We start from the raw sequence: 18,487 nt of genomic DNA on the forward strand, positions 1-18,487 counted from the left end.
TCCTCACAACAGCACGATATCGTATTGCTCCTGCGCCATCGCAGTCTCGGCCTGCAGCGAAATGGGCTTGCCGATGAAGTCGGAAAGGCTGGCCAGATGCTGGCTTTCCTCGTCGAGGAACATCTCCACCACCTTGGGCGATGCCACGACACGGAACTCATGGGGATTGAACTGACGGGCTTCGCGCAGGATTTCGCGCAGCACCTCGTAGCAGATGCTGCGCGCGGTCTTGACATTGCCCTTGCCGGAGCAGGCAGCACAGGGCTCGCACAGCATATGGGCCAACGACTCGCGCGTGCGCTTGCGCGTCATCTCCACCAGGCCCAGTTGCGAGAAGCCGCCAGCCATGGTCTTGACGCGGTCGCGTGCCAGCTGGCGGCGGAATTCGGAGAGCACCTCACCCTGATGCTCCTCGCGCACCATGTCGATGAAGTCCACGATGACGATGCCGCCCAGATTGCGAAGGCGCAACTGACGCGCAATTGCGTGCGCCGCTTCCAGATTGGTCTTGAAGATGGTGTCGTCAAAATTGCGCGCACCGACATAGCCGCCCGTATTGACATCGATGGTGGTCAGAGCTTCGGTCTGATCGACGATCAGATAGCCGCCCGACTTCAGATCCACACGCCGCCCCAGTGCGCGCGCGATTTCCTCGTCGATGTTGTAGAGGTCGAAGATCGGCCGCTCGCCCTTGTACAGCGCAAGCTTGGGCACAGCAGCTGGCATGTATTCCTGGCCAAAGCTCTTGAGCAGCGCAAACTGCTCGCGCGAATCGATGCGAATGCTCTGGGTGTTCTCGCCGACCAGATCCCGCAGCACACGCTGCAGCAGGTTCAGGTCCTGATGCAGCACCGACATCACGGGCAGCTTCTGCGCCGCATCCTTGATGCGCCCCCAGGTCTTGCGCAGATAGCGGATGTCATCGGCCAGCTCGGCATCGCTGGACTCCTCGCCATTGGTGCGCAGAATGAATCCGCCGCCACCGCCCCCCTCCTTGGTGCCCACCAGTTCCTGCAGACGGGCACGCAAGGCATCGCGCTCGTTCTGGGGAATTTTCTGGGAGATGCCTATATGGTCGTCCTGGGGCAGAAACACCAGCAGGCGCCCGGCAATGCTGATCTGCGTGGACAGACGGGCACCCTTGGTACCTATGGGGTCCTTGATGACCTGCACCATGATGGACTGGCCTTCGAACACCTGCTTTTCGATAGGTGTCAGCGGCTGGTCCTTGCGTGCAAACATCGGGGCTTCGCCGCTCTCCTGACGCTGCCAGACATCGGCCACATGCAAGAAGGCAGCACGCTCCAGGCCGATATCGATGAAGGCGGACTGCATGCCGGGCAGCACGCGCGAGACCTTGCCCAGATAGATGTTGCCGACGAGTCCCCGCTCCAGCGGGCGCTCCATGTGCAGCTCCTGCACGGCACCATTCTCGACAATCGCCACCCGCGTTTCCTGGGGCGACCAGTTGATCAAAATATCTTGCTGCATTGACTGTCGTTCTTTCTTTATATGTCCTGGCTTTTGCTGCGCCCAGTGTGCGACGCACGCATGGCTGGCGCAAGACAGCTGCCATGCAGAACTTCCCTCGGGAAGCCTCAAGAACAGAGTGTCGATTGCGCCAAAGGTTCAGAGCGGCCAGCCCAGCTGGCGCAAAAGCTCGGCAGTTTCGTAAACGGGCAGGCCCATGATGGCCGAATAGCTACCGCGGATCTCTGCAATATGTGCGGCCGCCCTGCCCTGTATGCCATAGGCTCCGGCCTTGCCCATGGGCTCGCCTGTGACCACATAGGCCTCGATCTGAGCATCGGTCATGGGGGCAAAGCGCACGGTGGACACCGACAGGGCCTGCAGACGTCGCGCGCCGCTTTGCAGCGCCACGGCGGTCAGCACCTCATGCTCGGCCCCGGAGAGCAGACGCAGGATGCGTCGCGCGTCCTCGGCATCGGCGGGCTTGCCCAGAATCTGCTTGCCCAGTGCAACGGTGGTGTCGGAGCACAGAATGGGCGCCGCCGGCAGACCGCGCCGCGCATGGCGGGCCACGGCTGCATCGAGCTTGCCGGCCGTCACGCGCTGCACATAGTCATGGGGATCTTCCCCGGCCAGCTCGGCCTCTATGGCCTCGGCATCCTCTGCGATATCGCCGGCTGCATTGGGCAGCAGCAATTCATGCGCCACGCCCAGTTGCTCGAGCAGCTGACGACGGCGGGGACTTTGGGATGCGAGATAGAGAATGGGCGCCATGATTTTGATTAAAAATGGCCTCTAGCGCCCATATATAAAGCGCAGTAGGCTATCAAAATCATAGTATCACGCACTGCGTGAAATTGCACGCAGAGTCCGATCACAAGCGCTTATTCGCGGTGATAGGGATGGCCAGCATTGACCGACCAGGCGCGATAGAGCTGTTCAATCAGCAGCACGCGCACCATGGCATGCGGCAGGGTCAGGTCCGAGAGACGGATGCGCTCATGGGCTGCGGCCTTGAACTCGGGGTCCAGACCGTCGGGGCCGCCAATGACCAGGGCCACATCATCGCTCTCGAGCTGCCAGCCCTTGAGGCGCTGGGCCAGCGCCTTGGTGGTCAGATTGGTGCCGCGCTCGTCGAGCACCACGATGCGGGTGCCTCTGGGGATAGCGGCTTCGATGCGCTTGCGCTCTGCCGCATACAGGGTCTCCAGCGTCTTGGAGCCGCGCGGCTCGGTCTTGACGGCCTTGAGTTCAACCTTGAGTTCGGGCGGAAAGCGCTTGGCGTAATCGTCGTAGGCCGTCTGCGCCCAGTCGGGCACATGCAGGCCTACGGCCACGATGGTCAGCTTCATTTAGGCCTTGGCGCGGGGAGCACGCTTGGCTGCGGGTTTGGCAGCAGCCGGCTTGGCAGTACGAGGAGTGCTGGGCTTGACAACCACGGTTTTGACCGTCTTGGCGGCAGCGGACTTGGCAGCGGGCTTCTTGGCTGCAGGCTTGGCACCAGCGGCTGTCTTGGTAGCTGGCTTCTTGGCCGCAGCTTTCTTGGCGGCAGGCTTTTTCTCGACCACGGTATTTTCCGCAGCGGCCTTGTCCACGGCCTGCCTGGCGGCCAGCTTCTTGGCGGCCACTTCGGCGGGCTTGGGCTTGGCGGCACCGATCTTCATGCGCACCGGTGTCTCGCCCCAGATTTCTTCCAGGCGGTAGTACTGGCGAATGGCCGGCTGCATGATGTGGCAGACCACCGAGCCGCAGTCCACGATGATCCATTCGCCGTTTTGCTCACCTTCCTGACGAGGCACGGGAAAGCCTGCTTCCTTGACGGCTTCGCGCACGCTGGAGGCAAGTGCCTTGGTCTGGCGATTGGAGGTACCCGAGGCCACGATCACGCGCTCGAACAGCGGGGACAGCGCTTCGGTGTTGAACACCTGGATGTCGTGGGCCTTGACGTCTTCGAGGCCGTCAACAATGGCTCGCTGGAGTTTGGTGACGTCGCGCTTGGCTGCGGAATCCGATTTGGTGGAGGTGGTCATCAGGCGATGGAATCAGTAAATGATGGGATCAATATAGCGTGTGCCGCGCCACACCCGTATCAGGGTTGGGTTGACATAGGCGTCCAGACCGCCAGGGGCCTGTGCTCTTCACGCATTGAAAAAGGTTGACGCGCCAGTCAATAGCGCGCATCCAGCTATGGAAATTATAGTTTTCAAAAAATTTCCCTGCTGACAGGGCCTTATGCCCGATCAACAGGGGAATCCGGCCTACCGGACAGAGGCCTGCGCCTCAGAGCCAGTCACGGCGAATCAGGTATTTTTCAAGCAGATCGCGCTCGGGCGTACCGGGCGCATCCTCACGCTGATAGCTCCAGTCCGCATGAGGAGGCATGGACAGCAGGATGGACTCCGTACGACCGCCGGATTGCAGGCCAAAATGCGTGCCTCGGTCCCAGACCAGGTTGAACTCCACATAGCGGCCACGGCGGTAGCGCTGGAAATCCACCTGCTGCTGCGTGTACTGCGCATTCCGGCGTCGCTCCACGATGGGCAGATAAGCCTTCAGGAAGGCATCGCCAACCGAGCGCAGCATGGCAAAGCTCTGCTGCTGGCCCAGTTCGCTGAAATCATCGAAGAAGATACCGCCAATGCCGCGCTGCTCGTTGCGATGCTTGAGAAAGAAGTACTCATCGCACCATTGCTTGAAGCGCGGATAGAGCTGATCGCCAAATGGCGCCAGCGCATCACGGCAGCTCTGGTGGAAATGCACGGCGTCTTCCTCGAAGCCGTAGACCGGCGTCAAATCCATGCCGCCGCCAAACCAGCAGGTCTTGGGCTGCCCCTCATGGCCGGCCGAGATCATGCGCACATTCATGTGCACCGTGGGGACCAGGGGGTTGCGCGGATGAAACACCAGCGACACGCCCATCGCCTCGAACGGCGCCCCTGCCAGCTCGGGCCGGTGCTGTGTGGCCGAAGGCGGCAGCTGTGGCCCGCGCACATGCGAGAAACCGCAGCCTGCACGCTCGAACACGCGCCCGCCCTCCATGATCCTGGTGACGCCGTTGCCTTGCAGCTTCTCGCCCGGCTCCTTGTGCCAGGCATCTGCCAGAAACCGCGCCCCACCCTCGCCTTCGATCGCTTCCAGCGCCTCGGTAATGCGGGTCTGCAGACCCATCAGGTACTCATGCACCTCGGCCGCAGGCAGCTGATCAGCCACAGAAGATGAGGATGCCTGGATCATCAGTCGGCCTTCTTGACGGCGCGGAAGCCGATGTCGCGGCGATACTGGGCGCCATCGAAATGGATGCCACGTGCCACGTCATATACCTTCTGCTGCGCCTGCTTGACACTGTCGGCCAGCACGGTCACGCACAGCACGCGGCCACCGCTGGTCACGGGCTGGCCGTCGTCGCCCAGCTGGGTGCCGGCATGGAAGACCATGGCATCGTCGGCTGCGGCGGGCAGGCCCGTGATGACATCGCCCTTGCGCGGATCTTCGGGGTAGCCGGCAGCAGCCATGACCACGCCCAATGCAGTGCGGCGGTCCCATTGCAGCTCCAGCTGATCCAGCTTGCCTTCACAGGCAGCCAGCATCACGTCCACCAGATCGCTCTTCAGGCGCATCATGATGGGCTGGGTTTCCGGATCGCCCATGCGGCAGTTGAATTCCAGCGTCTTGAGATGGCCTGCCTTGTCGATCATCAGACCTGCGTACAGGAAGCCGGTGTAGGGCACGCCGTCCTTTTCCATGCCGCGGATGGTGGGCAGGATGATCTCGCGCATGGCGCGGGCATGCACATCGGCCGTCACCACGGGCGCAGGCGAATAAGCGCCCATGCCGCCGGTATTGGGACCCTGGTCGCCATCCTTCAAGCGCTTGTGGTCCTGGCTGGTCGCCAGTGCCAGCACGTTCTTGCCGTCGCACAACACGATGAAGCTGGCCTCCTCGCCTTCGAGGAACTCCTCGATCACGACGCGTGCACCGCCTTCGTTGTGCTGAACACCGTACTTGTTGTCCACCAGCATGAAGTCCACGGCATCATGGGCTTCCTGCAGCGACATGGCCACCACCACTCCCTTGCCGGCAGCCAGGCCGTCGGCCTTGATGACGATGGGAGCGCCCAGACGATCCACATAGGCGTGGGCCGCGACGGCGTCGGTGAAGGTTTCATATTGCGCCGTGGGAATGCTGTGGCGCGCCATGAAGTCCTTGGAATAGGCCTTGGAAGACTCCAGCTGGGCTGCAGTCTTGGTCGGGCCGAAGACCTTGAGTCCGTGGGCACGGAACTCATCGACCACACCGGCCGCCAGCGGAGCCTCGGGCCCCACCACCGTCACGGCAATCTTTTCGGCCTGGGCCCATTCGCGCAGAGCCTTCACATCAGTGATGTTGAGGTTCTCCAGCTTGCCGCCAGCCAGGGCAGTGCCACCGTTACCGGGAGCCACATAGACCTTGGTCGCCTTGGGCGATTCGGCCAACTTCCACGCCAGAGCGTGCTCACGGCCACCGCCGCCAATCACAAGAATTTTCATATTTCTGCGTTGTGGTAGACGTCCTGAACGTCATCCAAGTCTTCAATCATGTCCAGCAGCTTCTGCATGCGAGCTGCATCATCGCCTTCGAGAGCGATTGTATTTTCGGGACGCATGGTCACCTCGGCCATGTCGGCGGTAAAGCCGGCAGCCTGCAGTGCGTCACGCACGGCTTCAAAGTCGCCGGGGGCCGTCAGCACCTCGATGCCACCTTCGTCATCGGTGATCACATCCTCGGCACCAGCTTCCAGCGCGATCTCCATGACTTTTTCTTCGTCCGTACCGGGGGCAAACATGATCTGACCCACATGCTTGAACTGGAAGGCCACCGAGCCTTCGGTACCCATATTGCCGCCGTACTTGCTGAATGCGTGGCGAACATCGGCCACCGTACGCACGCGATTGTCCGTCATTGTGTCCACAATGATGGCCGCGCCGCCGATGCCATAGCCTTCGTAACGGATTTCCTCGTAGGTCACGCCGTCGAGGTTGCCGGTGGCCTTGTCGATATTGCGCTTGATATTGTCGGCCGGCATATTGGCTGCCTTGGCCTTGTCCACCGCCAGACGCAGACGCGGGTTGGCGCTCAGATCGCCCCCACCCTGGCGGGCGGCAACCATGATTTCACGAATGATGCGCGTCCAGATGCGGCCACGTTTTTCATCCTGGCGACCCTTGCGGTGCTGGATGTTCGCCCATTTGCTGTGTCCTGCCACAGGGAATCCTTTGATATTTGATTTAACCTAGCGGGAGCGATTTTACTTTTGACTGCATGCCCCCCCAGAGGAAACCCGAAATGGCTTCACCCCTTTTGATTGCCCAGCACTCTGCCACAGAATGTGTCCTGCTGCCCGGACTGGCCAATCGGCATGGCCTGATCACAGGCGCCACCGGCACCGGCAAGACCGTCACGCTGCAAAAACTGGCCGAAAGCTTCTCGCAGATCGGCGTGCCGGTTTTCATGGCCGACGTCAAGGGAGACCTGAGCGGCATCAGCCAGGCTGGCAAAATCGGCGACAAGCTGGCGGCCTCGCTCAAGGATCGCGGCCTGGCCCTGCCCCAGCCCCTGGCCTGCCCAGCAACGCTATGGGACGTGTTCGGCGAGCAGGGCCACCCCGTACGCGCCACCATCTCGGACATGGGCCCTCTGCTCATCGGCCGCATGCTGAATCTGAACGAGACCCAGATGGGCGTGCTCAATCTGGTGTTCAAGATTGCCGACGACAACGGCATGCTGCTGCTGGACCTCAAGGACCTGCGCGCCATGCTGAACTTTGTGGGCGACAACGCCAAGCAGTTCACCACCCAGTACGGCAATATCAGCTCGGCCAGCGTGGGGGCCATACAGCGCGGCCTGCTGACCATCGAAAGCCAGGGCGGCGACCGCTTCTTCGGCGAGCCCATGCTCGATATCAACGATCTGATGCAGACCGATGCCAACGGCATGGGCGTGATCAACGTGCTGGCGGCCGACAAGCTGATGAATGCCCCGCGCCTGTACTCGACCTTTTTGCTCTGGCTTCTGTCCGAGCTGTTCGAGCAGTTGCCCGAAATCGGCGATCCCGAGAAGCCCAAGCTGGTGTTTTTCTTTGACGAGGCCCACCTGCTGTTCAACGATGCGCCCAAAGTGCTGATCGAGCGCATCGAGCTGGTCGTGCGCCTGGTGCGCTCCAAGGGCGTGGGCGTGTACTTCGTCACCCAGAACCCGCTGGACGTTCCCGACAGCGTGCTCGGCCAGTTGGGCAACCGTGTGCAGCACGCCCTGCGCGCCTTCACCCCGCGCGACCAGAAGGCCGTGGCCTCGGCTGCCTCCACCATGCGCCCCAATCCGGGCCTGGATATTGCCGCCGCCATCACCGAGCTGGCCGTGGGTGAAGCCCTGATCAGCTTCCTCGACGAAAAAGGCCGCCCCAGCGTGACCGAGCGTGTGTTCGTGATTCCGCCCGGCAGCCAGCTCGGCCCCATCACGGCCGAGCAGCGCAAGGCGCTGGTCGATGGTTCCCTGGTCGCCGGCGTCTATGAGAAAGCCGTGGACCGCGAATCGGCCTTCGAGATATTGCGCGACCGTACTGCCAGCGCCGTGCCCGCCAAGCCCGGCGATGCACCTGCAGCGGCCGGAGCGGCCGCGCAAGGCGGCGCCACGGACTCCATGATGGACGGACTCAAGGAGCTGCTGTTCGGCCGCACCGGCCCGCGCGGCGGCCAGCACGACGGCCTGGTGCAGACCATGGCCAAGTCCACCGTGCGCACCGTGGGCAACAGCCTGGGCAAGGAGATTCTGCGCGGCGTGCTGGGCGGCATTCTGGGCAACAAGAAGCGCTGATTCCAACACACTCACTCGCTCCAAGGGCCTGCGTCAGCAGGCCTTTTTTATGGCCTTCGGACAGAAATCGCTCAAGGCGGCAGTCATTATGACGATACATAATAAATCCATCCCCTGGTGCCAACCGCCAGTCTCTTGGACATGTGCTGCTGCCTGCAGGCACAGCCGCTTCTTTCCTCTACGCTAACCACGCTGCCCAGTCTTGCCGCAGACCACCAGTTCGCTCCGGCCGGGCAGTGCTTTTGCCAATTTACAGCCAATGCAATTCAATCAATGGCGTGTATCCACCAAGCTGTGGTGCACTTTGGGCGGGCTTCTGACCATGATGCTGGCCGTCTCGCTATGGAACCAGCACTCGTCCACCCAGGCCCTGCAGGCCGGCATGCAGACCCTGACCGACTATGACAATCGCATCAATCTCGCCCTTCAGTGGAAAGGTGCCACCGAGACCACGGGCGAGCGCGTGCTCACCAGCAATATGACCACCGACGAAGCGCTGACCCAGCGCATGGACGAGCGTGTCAGCGAAGGCGTGGCCGTCAATGGGGCACTGCAGGCACAGGTCATCAAACTGGCTCAGAGCGATGCCGACAAGGCTGCCCTGCAGAAGATCGCAGCCGTGCGTGCCGAAGTTCTGGCGCTGAACAAGCAGGCGCGGGAGATCAAGCTGACCGGCGATATCGAAGCCATGCGCGACTTCATCCGCCTGCAGTATCTCGGCGCCATCGGTCGTTATGTCGATTCGCTGCAGGACTTTGTGAAGCTGCAGGAGCAGCAGCGCGACGCCGCCAGCCTTCAGTTGCAGCAGGACCAGCAAAAAGCGATCTGGCTGTCCTGGGCGGTGCAGGCCCTGGTGCTGACCGCCGCACTGGGCCTGGCGCTGGCACTGACCCGCTCTATCACCCAGCCCTTGAATGAAGCCGTGGAGCTGACCCAGGCCATTGCACAGGGAGACCTCACGGTGACCGCCAGCAACGACCGCCATGACGAGTTCGGCCGCCTGCTGAGCTCCGTCTCGACCATGGCTGCCCAGCTACGCAGCCTGGTGGCCGATGTACGCACCAGCGTGCACTCCATCAGCACCGCATCGGCCGAAATCGCCACCGGCAACCACGACCTGTCTGCACGCACCGAGCAGACCGCCGCCAATCTTGAGGAAACCGCGGCCAGCATGGAACAGCTGACCGCCACCGTCGCCCAGGCTTCGGACACCGCCCGCCAGGCCAACCATCTGGCAGGCAATGCCGCACAGGTCGCTCAGCGCGGCGGCCATGTGGTGCAGTCCGTGGTCAGCAGCATGGGACGCATCAGCGACAGCGCACACCGCATCTCCGACATCATCGGCGTGATCGACTCCATCGCCTTCCAGACCAATATCCTGGCCCTCAACGCGGCGGTCGAGGCCGCGCGCGCCGGCGAACAAGGCCGAGGCTTTGCCGTGGTAGCCGGCGAAGTGCGCGCCCTGGCTCACCGCAGTGCCGAGGCGGCCAAGGAGATCAAGGCGCTCATCACCACCTCCGTGGACGCCGCCCAGGAAGGCGCAGACCAGGTCTCCCAGGCGGGGCGCGTGATGGAGGAAATCGTCAGCAGCGTCGGCAAGGTCTCGGACATGATTGGCGAGATCAGTGCCTCGGCCATGGAGCAGCATGACGGCATCAGTCAGGTCAACCAGGCCGTGACCAATCTGGACCAGATGACGCAGCAGAATGCCGCCCTGGTCGAGGAATCCACGGCGGCCGCCGTCTCGCTGAGCGACCAGGCCCAGCGCCTGACCGGCATGGTGTCCGTGTTCAAGGTCCAGGCTGCGGACAGAGCGCCGGCGCTGACGGTCTGAAACGGCAGGGGCATGCCGGCCGGCCCCCCCCCGGTTTGCCCGGGGCAGTCACGCTTGTGACTGGCCCGCTCGGCGCCGCAAGACACCATGCGGCATGCCCCATACCTCTGACGACACCTTGCGGACCGCCGGTCTGAGCAGCTTTCGCCTGGACCTGGTCGACCATATCGCCCATCTGGTGCTCAACCGCCCCGATGCCTTCAACACCCTGAACCCCAGGTTCTGGCAGGAGCTGGACCTGGTGCTGGATACGCTGCAGCGCAGCGGCCAGTCACGCGCGCTGGTGATCAGCAGCACGGGCAAGCATTTTTGCGCCGGCATGGCACTCGATACCTTTGCCGACCCTGCCTTTGCGCCCAATGACCGCACGCCCGAGGGCCGCGCCGCCATCATCGACACCCTGGCCCAGTTGCAATCCACCTTCAACAAGATCGAAGCCCTGCGCATGCCCGTGATCTGCGCCATCCAGGGCGCCTGCGTGGGTGGCGGACTGGATCTGGTGGCCACCGCATGCATACGCTATGCCAGCGCCGAGTCCTTTTTCTGCGTGCAGGAGATCAATATCGGCATGACCGCCGACCTGGGCAGCCTGCAGCGCCTGCCCAAACTGATGCCACTGGGCATCGTCAAGGAGCTGGCCTACACCGGCCGCCGCATGACTGCGCAGGAGGCCGCCAGTCACGGCCTGGTCAACGCTGTCCACGACACGCCCGAAGCCACCGTCACAGCAGCTCTCGCCTGCGCGCGCGAAATTGCAGCCAAGCCGCCCGTGGCCATCTGGGGCAGCAAGCAGGTGATCAATTACGCGCGCGAACACAGCGTGAGCGACTCGCTGCAGCAAATGGGCTGGGTGCAGAGCGGCATCTGGAGCAACCGCCATGTCATGGAGGCCGTGAGTGCCATGCAGGCCAAGCGTGCCGGCGACTTCCCCCCGCTGGAGCCGCTGCAGGCGTTTGCACCAGCACTGCCTCCAGCGGGCGATAGATCCTGATTTAATAGCTACCAGCGATTACCAGTAAAGGGCTGCATGCCTTTTCTGCTGGCATTCCTCTATCTTCTCGATGGCCCGCTGGGTGCCATCGACAGGTAGCCGAGCCGCAACGCTGCAAATCGGCTTGAAGTGGGCGGGGCACCGTTATCATGGATTCAGTACCACCCCAGCCTGTCTTGCCATGAGCACAAACACCGCCCCCCTGCCCACTTATGACGATGTCGTGGCCGCTGCCCAGCGCCTGCAGGGCGTAGCCCACCGCACGCCGGTGCTGACCAGCCGCACCATGGACGAACAGCTGGGCGCGCGCCTGTTCTTCAAATGCGAGAACCTGCAGCGCATAGGCGCCTTCAAGTTCCGCGGCGCTTACAACGCTCTGGCGCAGTTCACGCCCGAGCAGCGCAAGGGCGGCGCACTGGCCTTTTCCTCCGGCAACCATGCCCAGGCCATTGCCCAGGCGGCCCAGCTGCTGGACATGCCGGCCCTGATCGTCATGCCCGAGGATGCACCGGCCTCCAAGATGGCGGCCACGCGCGGCTATGGCGCCCAGGTCGTCACCTACAACCGCTTCACCGAAGACCGCGAAGCCATTGCTGACAAGCTGGCGACCGAGCGCGGCATGACCTTGATCCCGCCCTACAACCACCGCGACGTGATCGCCGGCCAGGGCACGGCCGTCAAGGAACTGCTGGAGGAAGTGCCAGATCTGGACTATCTGTTTGTCTGCCTGGGCGGCGGCGGTCTGCTCTCGGGCAGTCTGCTGGCCGCCAACGCCCTGGCTCCGCAGTGCAAGGTGATCGGCGTCGAGCCCGAAGCCGGCAACGATGTGCAGCAGTCGCTGCGTGCAGGCCATATCGTCAAGATCGATACGCCGCGCACCATTGCCGACGGTGCCCAAACCCAGGCAGCAGGCGATCTGACCTTTGCCATCATCCAGCAGCGCGTGAGCGAGGTGCTGACCGTCAACGACGAGCAACTGGTCCAGGCCATGCGCTTTTACGCAGAGCGCATGAAAATCGTGGTCGAGCCTACGGGCGCGCTCTCGCTGGCAGCCGCCATCCACGGCGGTCTGCCGCTCAAGGGCAAGCGCGCGGGCATTGTGATCAGTGGCGGCAATGTGGATTTAGAGCGTTTTGCCAGCCTGCTGTCCGAGTGACAGCGAAAATAGCGTCCGTTGCGGCCCGGCCCGCATCCGCCTGATCTCAATTTTGCAAGCACGTGCCCGCCACAAGCGGGCCTGCCTGCCTTCACCACAAAGACCAAGAACATGAGCACTCTGCATTTGATCGACCACCCTCTGGTCCAGCACAAACTGACGCTGATGCGCCGCAAGGAAGCCAGCACCAACAGCTTTCGCCGCATGCTGGGCGAGCTGTCCACCCTGATGGCCTATGAGCTGACGCGCGACTTCCCGCTGCAGGACATCGAGATCGAAACCCCCATGGAAAAGACCATGGGCAAGGTCATTGACGGCAAAAAACTGGCGCTGGTCTCCATCCTGCGCGCAGGCAACGGCTTCCTGGACGGCATGCTCAACGTGGTGCCCGGTGCCCGTATCGGTCACATCGGCCTGTTCCGCGACCCCGAGACCCTCAAGCCCGTCGAGTACTACTACAAGATGCCCGAGAACATGGGCGAGCGCGACGTGATCGTGGTCGACCCCATGCTGGCCACCGGCAACTCGGCCGTGGCGGCCGTGCAGCAGCTCAAGGACAAGAGCGCTCCCAAGTCCATCAAGTTCATGTGCCTGCTGGCCGCCCCCGAAGGCGTGAAGACCATGCAGGCCGCCCACCCCGACGTGGACATCTACACCGCCGCCGTGGACCGCGAACTGGACAGCCATGGCTACATCCTGCCCGGCCTGGGTGATGCGGGCGACCGTATCTTCGGCACCAAGTAAGCACGGCTGTCTGCCAACAAAAAGCCCCAGGCGCAAAGCCTTGGGGCTTTTTTCATGCTTAAAACAGCCTGCAGCGCTTATGTATCCAGCGCTGACAGCTATCAATTTCAGATCCAGTTCAGATCTGGTTCAGCGCCATGTTGTTGAGCTTGTCCAGCCGAGCAGGCCAGCTGCCCTGCCGGGCCGACTGCAGCAAGATACGCGTCCAGGCGATCCAGGCATCCCACTGCACGCGCTTGTCCCAGGCATTGCCCCAGGTGCAAAAGCACTGCAACGCGCTCTCGGCGGCACGAGCGGCATCGGCGCTGCGGCCAGCGCTCAGATAGAGCTGGGCCAGCACCATCTGCGGCTCGCCCACCCAGGGGTTGAGGGCCACGGCCTGCTCCAGCGTGGCGGTGGCAGCGTCCAGATCGACCAGCGGCTGATCGAGCTGAATCACCGACCAGTACAGCGCCACGGCCGCAGCCTCGTTGCCCGCGCTCAGCAGCTGGCTGCAGTTCGCAAACACGGGCGGCAGCGGCAGCTGGGTCTTGAGCGCAGGATGCTGAAGCGCCTGACCCAGGCCGCTGATCTGGCTGAGCATGCGGCTGCTGGGGCGCATGGGGCCGGGCCACAGCGACGCTGCCCAGTGCACGGCCTGCTGACGGCTGTGGTCCACGGCCGGGAAGCGCGAGTAGATGTCTTCCTGCCAGCTAAACCACTGCTCCATGCTGTCGGCCATGCTGACGATCGCGAACACAGCCACTTCATAGGCCGTGAGCCTGATGGTCTCACGCGGCTCGGGGCCGTTGCGCTCGATCTGCAGGCTGCCATCGGCTCCGAGCTCACCCGCCAGCAGCTTTTGCACGAACTGGGTACGGCTCATGGTGCAGAACAGATAGACCAGATGCTCGGCCTGCTCCCCGACCAGGCTCTTGAGCTGTTCGCGCTCGTTGCCAGCATCGAACTTAACCAGATCGACAAAGGCATTGCCGTAGACACTGTGCAGCAGACCCAGCTGGCGCACCTGCCTGGGTTGCTGCCACAGCGCCAGAGAGCGCGCCACACCTTCCAGATGGTGGCGGAAAGTGCCGGCCTTGTGCCAATCCTGACCCACGCCGCGCTCCAGCACCACGGGCAGCAGCGGCGCCAGATCGGCGTCACTGCTCAGCCATTCCTCGTCCAGCAAAGTCTTGGCGCGCTCGAACAGCGCCTCATCCAGTTGATTCCAGGGCTGATTCATGCTCTCACCATGCAGTTGTGTAGGCACCCTTGAAGGTCTTTTCCACAAAGGCCTTGACCTCGGGTGACTGGTAGGCCTTCACAAACGCCTGCAGGCCCTTGCTGTTTTCATGACCGGCGCGCGTGACGATGAGCACGGTCACATAAGGCGTGTTCACATCTTCCAGCGCCAGCGAGTCGCCCTGGGGGGACAGGCCGGCCGCCACGGCATAGCTGCTGTTGACAGCCGCGGCGTCCAGATCATCGAGGGCGCGGGCCAACTGGGCGGCTTCGAGCTCGACAAACTTGAGCTTTTTCGGGTTGGCCGTGATGTCCAGCACCGAGGCACGCGCACCAGCATCGGCCTTGAGTGTGATCAATCCCTGCTTGGCCAGCACCATCAGAGCACGCGAGCCATTGGTGGGATCGTTGGGAATGCCCACGCGCGCGCCGCTCTTGAGATCGGCCAGCTTCCTGATCTTTCTGGAGTACACGCCCATTTGCTGGTTCACGGCCTTGGCCACGGGCACCAGCTTGTAGCCTCGGTCCTTGTTCTGGGCATCGAGGAAGGGCTGATGCTGGTAGATGTTGGCGTCAAGATCGCCGGTAGACAGCGCCGCATTGGGCTGGATGAAGTCGCCAAATTCCACCAGCCTGACCTTCAGACCCTGCCTGGCTGCAACCTGCTTGGCCACTTCGGCAATCTGGGCGTGGGGGCCTGCCGTCACGCCGACAGTCACGGCCAGATCCTGTGCCTGGGCCAGCAATGCGGCAGGTACCAGGGCGGCAACTGCCAGGGCTTTTACGAGAGAACGCTTGTGCACCATGGGCACCTTTCAAGACAAATCCGGGAAACTCGGGTCCACCAAGCATGTGCACGCTTAGGGACAGCAGCTTGAAACTTAACGCATAAAGCAAACCTCGGCAGCCAGGCTGAGGCCCGCCCCCATCACAAAGCAGGATGGCTGGCAGCGTGGCTCGGAAAATATCAACAAAACCAGCTCAATCCCTTATCAATCAAGCGATGAAAGCTATCAAAACAGGAATTCCTCAAGCACATCGCGAGCTTGACATTGAACTGCACTTCAAGCTTAAGTTGGTAGCCACAGGGGACACCCCATGCCTCGTCGCATTCTTCACGTCGTCAGCAACGTCGCCCACTACGATGACCCTGCCGAGCCCACCGGCCTGTGGCTGTCGGAGCTCAGCCATGCCTGGGAAGTCTTTGCCCGGCGGGGTTATGCGCAGCACCTGGTCAGCCCGCTGGGTGGCCGCTCGCCACTGGAGCCGCGCTCGCTGAAATGGCCGAACCGGGATGCCACGGCCAGGGCTTGGCTGGCGGATGCAGCGCGCATGGCACTGCTCTCCAATACGGCCGCTCCTGACGCCGTGGACGCGCAAGACTTTGATGCCATTTATTTCACCGGCGGCCATGCAGTGATGTGGGACTTTCCATCCTCGCAGGGGCTGCAGCGCATCACGCGCGACATCCATGAGCGCGGTGGCGTCGTTGCCTCGGTCTGTCACGGCTATTGCGGTCTGCTCGAAACCCGTCTGTCCGACGGCTCGCTGCTGGTCGCCGGACGCCGGCTGACTGGCTTTTCCTGGCTGGAAGAAAGGCTGGCCGGCGTGGCCGGCAAAGTGCCGTACAACGCCGAAGCGCTGATGCGCCAGCGCGGAGCCCGGCATGAAAAAGCCTGGCTGCCCTTTGTCTCCAAGGTCGTGACGGACGGCAGGTTGGTGACGGGGCAGAACCCGCAGTCGGCCCGGGCCACTGCCCTGCAAGTGGCTCAGTTGCTGGGCTGAGCAGGCCGGCCCGCTGCCTCCCCGTCCCCCTCCCGCCCCAGCAAGCGCATCTGGGACAGCACACGCCTAGCATTGGCGGCGCAGTCCATGTCTTCGGGTCTGGCCTCGATCTGGGCGATCAGCTCGCCCAGTTCGGCGCGATGTTGCGTCAGCTGTGCCAGCATCAGATCGATGCTCTGCAGCTTGCGATGCAGTGTGGCCAGCAACTCGTCATGCTGCCACTGCTCCAGATCCTCGGGCAGCAGCTGGCGCAACTCCTGCAGGCTGAAGCCGGCCCGCTGCGCCGTGGCAATCAGCCTGAGCGCCAGCACCGCCTCTTCGGGATAGCTGCGATAGCCGTTGACCTGGCGCTGGGCAACGCCCAGCAGCCCGATGCGCTCGTAAAAGCGAATGCGCGATGCGGCCAGGCCTGTGCGCTGTGCGAGTTCTCCGATCTTCATGTGCGCCATTCTCGCGCAATCCGCGCTTGACCTTGAACCAGGCTTCAAGCTCATGCTTGCACCATTCCCGGTCGTCGAGGCTGGTGAAGCCTATGCGTCAAGGAGTGGAATCGCAGATCCACTCGGGTACCAATGGGCAGATCGCCTTGCGCGGCACGGTGTACGGCGATTTCCGCCTGGGCAGCCTCGGAGGATGAAAAGGCAGAGTCTTCAATGGAATAAACAGCGTCATTGAACTGTTTACAGCAGGTCAACCTCAAGGAGATCTCCATGACCCGTCTCGCTTCCTTCGCCACCCTCACCTCGGTGTTCCTGGCAGCCTGTGCCGTGACAACTGCCGCCCAGGCGCAGACGCCCGCTTCTGCCATGAATGGCGTGCTCGTGGGCCCCAATCAGATGACGCTCTATGTCTTCGACAAAGATGCCGCCGGATCCGGCAAGAGCGTATGCAACGGTGGCTGCGCCACAAACTGGCCACCTCTGATGGTGGCTCCGGGTGCGACGGCTACCGGTGACTGGAGCTTGGTTGCCCGCGACAACGGTGATCAGCAATGGGCCTACAAGGGCCGTCCTCTTTATTACTGGGCCAAGGATGCCAAGCCCGGAGACAGAACGGGAGACGGATTGCTCAACAACAGCTGGCACATAGCCAAACCCTAAGCAATCAAGCCTGGATCATCAAGAGGAAGAAACAATGAAGCTCCGAAAAATGAAGCTCGCGCTGAGCTGTGCCATGCTGGTGCCGCCGGTTTTCACGCAGGCAGCCGAGCCGGAAGTGACGGCACCGCGGGTGGTCCAGGCCCTGGAAGCGACCTTTGGCGTTCACCAGGGAGAGCGCCGCAATCACATCAAGGGGAGCTGCGCGGTGGGCGAATTCACCGCCACCGCCGAGGCCGCCAGATATTCACGCTCCACACTGTTTTCCGGCCAAGCCGTTCCGGTGATTGCGCGCTTCTCGCTGGCAGGAGGAAACCCCAAGGCGCCGGATGTTGCCCAAAGCGCGCGTGGAATGGCCCTGCAATTCAAGCTCCCGCAGGGTCAGGTGCACCAGATGTCCATGCTGAACACCCCCATGTTCGGCGCCGCCCACCCCGCAACATTTCTGGACTTGACCGAAGCTCAGCGCCCCGATCCAGCCACCGGCAAGCCGGACCCGGAAAAGCTCAAAGCATTCAAAGCCTCCCATCCTGACAACTTGGCTCAGGCGCAATACCTGGCCAGCCACAACCCACCCGACAGCTACACCCATAGCGCATTCTTTGGCATTCACACCTTCAAGTTCATCAATGCACAGGACAAGGTGACTCTGGTGCGCTGGCGCTTCGTACCGCAGGAGGGAGAGAAGCCGCTAAGCAATGAGGCGCTGAAGACGGCTGGGTCGGACTTTCTGGAAACCGCATTGATCCGCAGCACATCAGAAAAGCCGGCTCGCTGGGACATGCTGGTGACTGTCGGACGGCCAGGTGATGCGCAGGACGACCCCACGCAGTCATGGCCCGCGCAGCGACCTGAATTCAAGGCCGGCACCTTGACGATTACCAGCGCTTCGACTCAGAACGGAGGCTTGTGCGAGCCGATCAACTTTGATCCGATGGTGATGGCCGACGGCATTGCGCCCACCAATGATCCGGTGCTCCGCTTTCGCTCCCAGGCCTATGCGGTGTCATTTGGCAAGCGCTTGAGTGGTCAATGAACTCCGAGGAGCAAGCTCAGTACATTCCTCCTTAGGCTCCAGCATGGCCAGGTCCAAGCAAGCGCGAGCCTGGAAAGCAAGCTACCAGCCGATCTTCGCAAGTCGATGATCGGCCAGAAGCCGTCCTACAGGCCTCCCTGTCGACGACGGCTCTAAGGTGAGTTCTGTCTGCTATCAAACATGGATGCCTTGACTGACGGCATCTTGGCGCGCTTGGTCGTAGAGCACGCGAGGCGCGTTTCCGTGGAGCCCATCAAGTCGTTTTGGAGGCTTTAATCATCGGCTTGTGCACCGTGCAAATGGC

At 62.5% G+C, this 18,487-nt stretch carries 18 protein-coding genes; 8 read left to right on the plus strand and 10 right to left on the minus strand.

Translation table 11 applies throughout. The features are described 5' to 3' along the window. Positions 1–3: 3 nt before the first annotated feature. The 7 genes from rng to ACLBXN_RS19600 form a co-directional block, all read right to left on the minus strand. Positions 4–1,491 carry a ribonuclease G gene (gene rng / locus ACLBXN_RS19570; RefSeq protein ID WP_343677539.1) on the minus strand — a complete coding sequence of 496 codons (1,488 nt, stop codon included), beginning with the start codon at positions 1,489–1,491 and terminating at the stop codon, positions 4–6. 138 nt (positions 1,492–1,629) lie between these two features. Further along, positions 1,630–2,244, minus strand: coding sequence for a Maf family protein (locus ACLBXN_RS19575; protein WP_043005277.1), 615 nt, complete (start codon positions 2,242–2,244; stop codon positions 1,630–1,632). 110 nt (positions 2,245–2,354) lie between these two features. After that, positions 2,355–2,822 carry a 23S rRNA (pseudouridine(1915)-N(3))-methyltransferase RlmH gene (gene rlmH, locus ACLBXN_RS19580; protein ID WP_003053899.1) on the minus strand — a complete coding sequence of 156 codons (468 nt, stop codon included), beginning with the start codon at positions 2,820–2,822 and terminating at the stop codon, positions 2,355–2,357. Further along, entirely contained in the window at positions 2,823–3,500 is a 678-nt protein-coding gene (gene rsfS, locus ACLBXN_RS19585; protein ID WP_043005276.1) for a ribosome silencing factor, read from the minus strand. Positions 3,501–3,750: 250 nt separating this feature from the next. After that, positions 3,751–4,704 (minus strand): oxygen-dependent coproporphyrinogen oxidase, encoded by a 954-nt coding sequence (hemF, locus tag ACLBXN_RS19590; RefSeq protein ID WP_447613248.1) that lies wholly within the window; start codon positions 4,702–4,704, stop codon positions 3,751–3,753. Next, the gene (gene purD, locus ACLBXN_RS19595; RefSeq protein ID WP_043005274.1) at positions 4,704–5,996 is read right to left on the minus strand and encodes a phosphoribosylamine--glycine ligase; all 1,293 of its coding nucleotides are present in this window, start codon (positions 5,994–5,996) and stop codon (positions 4,704–4,706) included. Before purD ends, hemF begins: the two co-directional genes overlap by 1 nt. Continuing rightward, complete coding sequence (locus ACLBXN_RS19600; RefSeq protein ID WP_043373644.1) at positions 5,993–6,712, minus strand: YebC/PmpR family DNA-binding transcriptional regulator; 720 nt, start codon at positions 6,710–6,712, stop codon at positions 5,993–5,995. The genes purD and ACLBXN_RS19600 overlap by 4 nt, the downstream gene beginning before the upstream one ends. Before the next feature lie 80 nt (positions 6,713–6,792). On the opposite strand from ACLBXN_RS19600, the gene ACLBXN_RS19605 reads away from it, so the two are divergent. The 5 genes from ACLBXN_RS19605 to upp all read left to right on the plus strand — a co-directional run bounded on the left by ACLBXN_RS19605 (position 6,793) and on the right by upp (position 13,044). Continuing rightward, positions 6,793–8,319 (plus strand): helicase HerA-like C-terminal domain-containing protein, encoded by a 1,527-nt coding sequence (locus ACLBXN_RS19605; protein WP_447613249.1) that lies wholly within the window; start codon positions 6,793–6,795, stop codon positions 8,317–8,319. 259 nt (positions 8,320–8,578) lie between these two features. Then, positions 8,579–10,153, plus strand: a complete 1,575-nt coding sequence (locus ACLBXN_RS19610) for a methyl-accepting chemotaxis protein (protein ID WP_211459040.1) — start codon at positions 8,579–8,581, stop codon at positions 10,151–10,153. Between the two features lie 94 nt (positions 10,154–10,247). Beyond that, the gene (locus ACLBXN_RS19615; protein WP_447613250.1) at positions 10,248–11,144 is read left to right on the plus strand and encodes an enoyl-CoA hydratase-related protein; all 897 of its coding nucleotides are present in this window, start codon (positions 10,248–10,250) and stop codon (positions 11,142–11,144) included. 181 nt (positions 11,145–11,325) lie between these two features. After that, a complete protein-coding gene (locus tag ACLBXN_RS19620; RefSeq protein WP_447613251.1) occupies positions 11,326–12,300 on the plus strand; it encodes a threo-3-hydroxy-L-aspartate ammonia-lyase in 975 nt (324 codons plus the stop codon). A gap of 111 nt (positions 12,301–12,411) precedes the next feature. After that, positions 12,412–13,044 carry a uracil phosphoribosyltransferase gene (gene upp, locus ACLBXN_RS19625; RefSeq protein ID WP_043005336.1) on the plus strand — a complete coding sequence of 211 codons (633 nt, stop codon included), beginning with the start codon at positions 12,412–12,414 and terminating at the stop codon, positions 13,042–13,044. 118 nt (positions 13,045–13,162) lie between these two features. Here upp and ACLBXN_RS19630 read toward each other — a convergent pair whose 3' ends face one another. Beyond that, on the minus strand, positions 13,163–14,266 hold the full coding sequence (locus tag ACLBXN_RS19630) for a DUF6817 domain-containing protein (protein ID WP_447613252.1): 1,104 nt from the start codon (positions 14,264–14,266) through the stop codon (positions 13,163–13,165). Positions 14,267–14,270: 4 nt separating this feature from the next. Then, positions 14,271–15,071 carry a MetQ/NlpA family ABC transporter substrate-binding protein gene (locus ACLBXN_RS19635; protein WP_447613253.1) on the minus strand — a complete coding sequence of 267 codons (801 nt, stop codon included), beginning with the start codon at positions 15,069–15,071 and terminating at the stop codon, positions 14,271–14,273. Positions 15,072–15,363: 292 nt separating this feature from the next. Here ACLBXN_RS19635 and ACLBXN_RS19640 point away from each other — a divergent pair, with 292 nt between their 5' ends. Beyond that, complete coding sequence (locus tag ACLBXN_RS19640) at positions 15,364–16,050, plus strand: type 1 glutamine amidotransferase domain-containing protein (protein WP_447613254.1); 687 nt, start codon at positions 15,364–15,366, stop codon at positions 16,048–16,050. Here the strand turns inward: ACLBXN_RS19640 and ACLBXN_RS19645 are convergent. Continuing rightward, positions 16,035–16,490, minus strand: coding sequence for a MerR family transcriptional regulator (locus ACLBXN_RS19645; protein ID WP_447613255.1), 456 nt, complete (start codon positions 16,488–16,490; stop codon positions 16,035–16,037). The genes ACLBXN_RS19640 and ACLBXN_RS19645 overlap by 16 nt on opposite strands. 270 nt (positions 16,491–16,760) lie before the next feature. Between ACLBXN_RS19645 and ACLBXN_RS19650 the strand changes: the two genes are divergently transcribed. Continuing rightward, positions 16,761–17,150: a COG4315 family predicted lipoprotein gene (locus ACLBXN_RS19650; RefSeq protein ID WP_053281747.1), complete on the plus strand. Its 390-nt coding sequence runs from the start codon at positions 16,761–16,763 to the stop codon at positions 17,148–17,150. Positions 17,151–17,199: 49 nt separating this feature from the next. After that, the gene (locus ACLBXN_RS19655; RefSeq protein WP_447613256.1) at positions 17,200–18,183 is read left to right on the plus strand and encodes a catalase family peroxidase; all 984 of its coding nucleotides are present in this window, start codon (positions 17,200–17,202) and stop codon (positions 18,181–18,183) included. Positions 18,184–18,487 lie beyond the last annotated feature (304 nt).

Source organism: Comamonas sp. C24C (assembly GCF_053345995.1).

Bases quoted from the DNA above. Each gene is read 5' to 3' on its own strand.
- rng (WP_343677539.1), bottom strand. From the start codon at position 1,491: ATGCAGCAAGATATTTTGATCAACTGGTCGCCCCAGGAAACGCGGGTG.
- ACLBXN_RS19575 (WP_043005277.1), bottom strand. From the start codon at position 2,244: ATGGCGCCCATTCTCTATCTCGCATCCCAAAGTCCCCGCCGTCGTCAG.
- rlmH (WP_003053899.1), bottom strand. From the start codon at position 2,822: ATGAAGCTGACCATCGTGGCCGTAGGCCTGCATGTGCCCGACTGGGCG.
- rsfS (WP_043005276.1), bottom strand. From the start codon at position 3,500: ATGACCACCTCCACCAAATCGGATTCCGCAGCCAAGCGCGACGTCACC.
- hemF (WP_447613248.1), bottom strand. From the start codon at position 4,704: ATGATCCAGGCATCCTCATCTTCTGTGGCTGATCAGCTGCCTGCGGCC.
- purD (WP_043005274.1), bottom strand. From the start codon at position 5,996: ATGAAAATTCTTGTGATTGGCGGCGGTGGCCGTGAGCACGCTCTGGCG.
- ACLBXN_RS19605 (WP_447613249.1), top strand. From the start codon at position 6,793: ATGGCTTCACCCCTTTTGATTGCCCAGCACTCTGCCACAGAATGTGTC.
- ACLBXN_RS19610 (WP_211459040.1), top strand. From the start codon at position 8,579: ATGCAATTCAATCAATGGCGTGTATCCACCAAGCTGTGGTGCACTTTG.
- ACLBXN_RS19615 (WP_447613250.1), top strand. From the start codon at position 10,248: ATGCCCCATACCTCTGACGACACCTTGCGGACCGCCGGTCTGAGCAGC.
- ACLBXN_RS19620 (WP_447613251.1), top strand. From the start codon at position 11,326: ATGAGCACAAACACCGCCCCCCTGCCCACTTATGACGATGTCGTGGCC.
- upp (WP_043005336.1), top strand. From the start codon at position 12,412: ATGAGCACTCTGCATTTGATCGACCACCCTCTGGTCCAGCACAAACTG.
- ACLBXN_RS19630 (WP_447613252.1), bottom strand. From the start codon at position 14,266: ATGAATCAGCCCTGGAATCAACTGGATGAGGCGCTGTTCGAGCGCGCC.
- ACLBXN_RS19635 (WP_447613253.1), bottom strand. From the start codon at position 15,071: ATGGTGCACAAGCGTTCTCTCGTAAAAGCCCTGGCAGTTGCCGCCCTG.
- ACLBXN_RS19640 (WP_447613254.1), top strand. From the start codon at position 15,364: ATGCCTCGTCGCATTCTTCACGTCGTCAGCAACGTCGCCCACTACGAT.
- ACLBXN_RS19645 (WP_447613255.1), bottom strand. From the start codon at position 16,490: ATGAAGATCGGAGAACTCGCACAGCGCACAGGCCTGGCCGCATCGCGC.
- ACLBXN_RS19650 (WP_053281747.1), top strand. From the start codon at position 16,761: ATGACCCGTCTCGCTTCCTTCGCCACCCTCACCTCGGTGTTCCTGGCA.
- ACLBXN_RS19655 (WP_447613256.1), top strand. From the start codon at position 17,200: ATGAAGCTCGCGCTGAGCTGTGCCATGCTGGTGCCGCCGGTTTTCACG.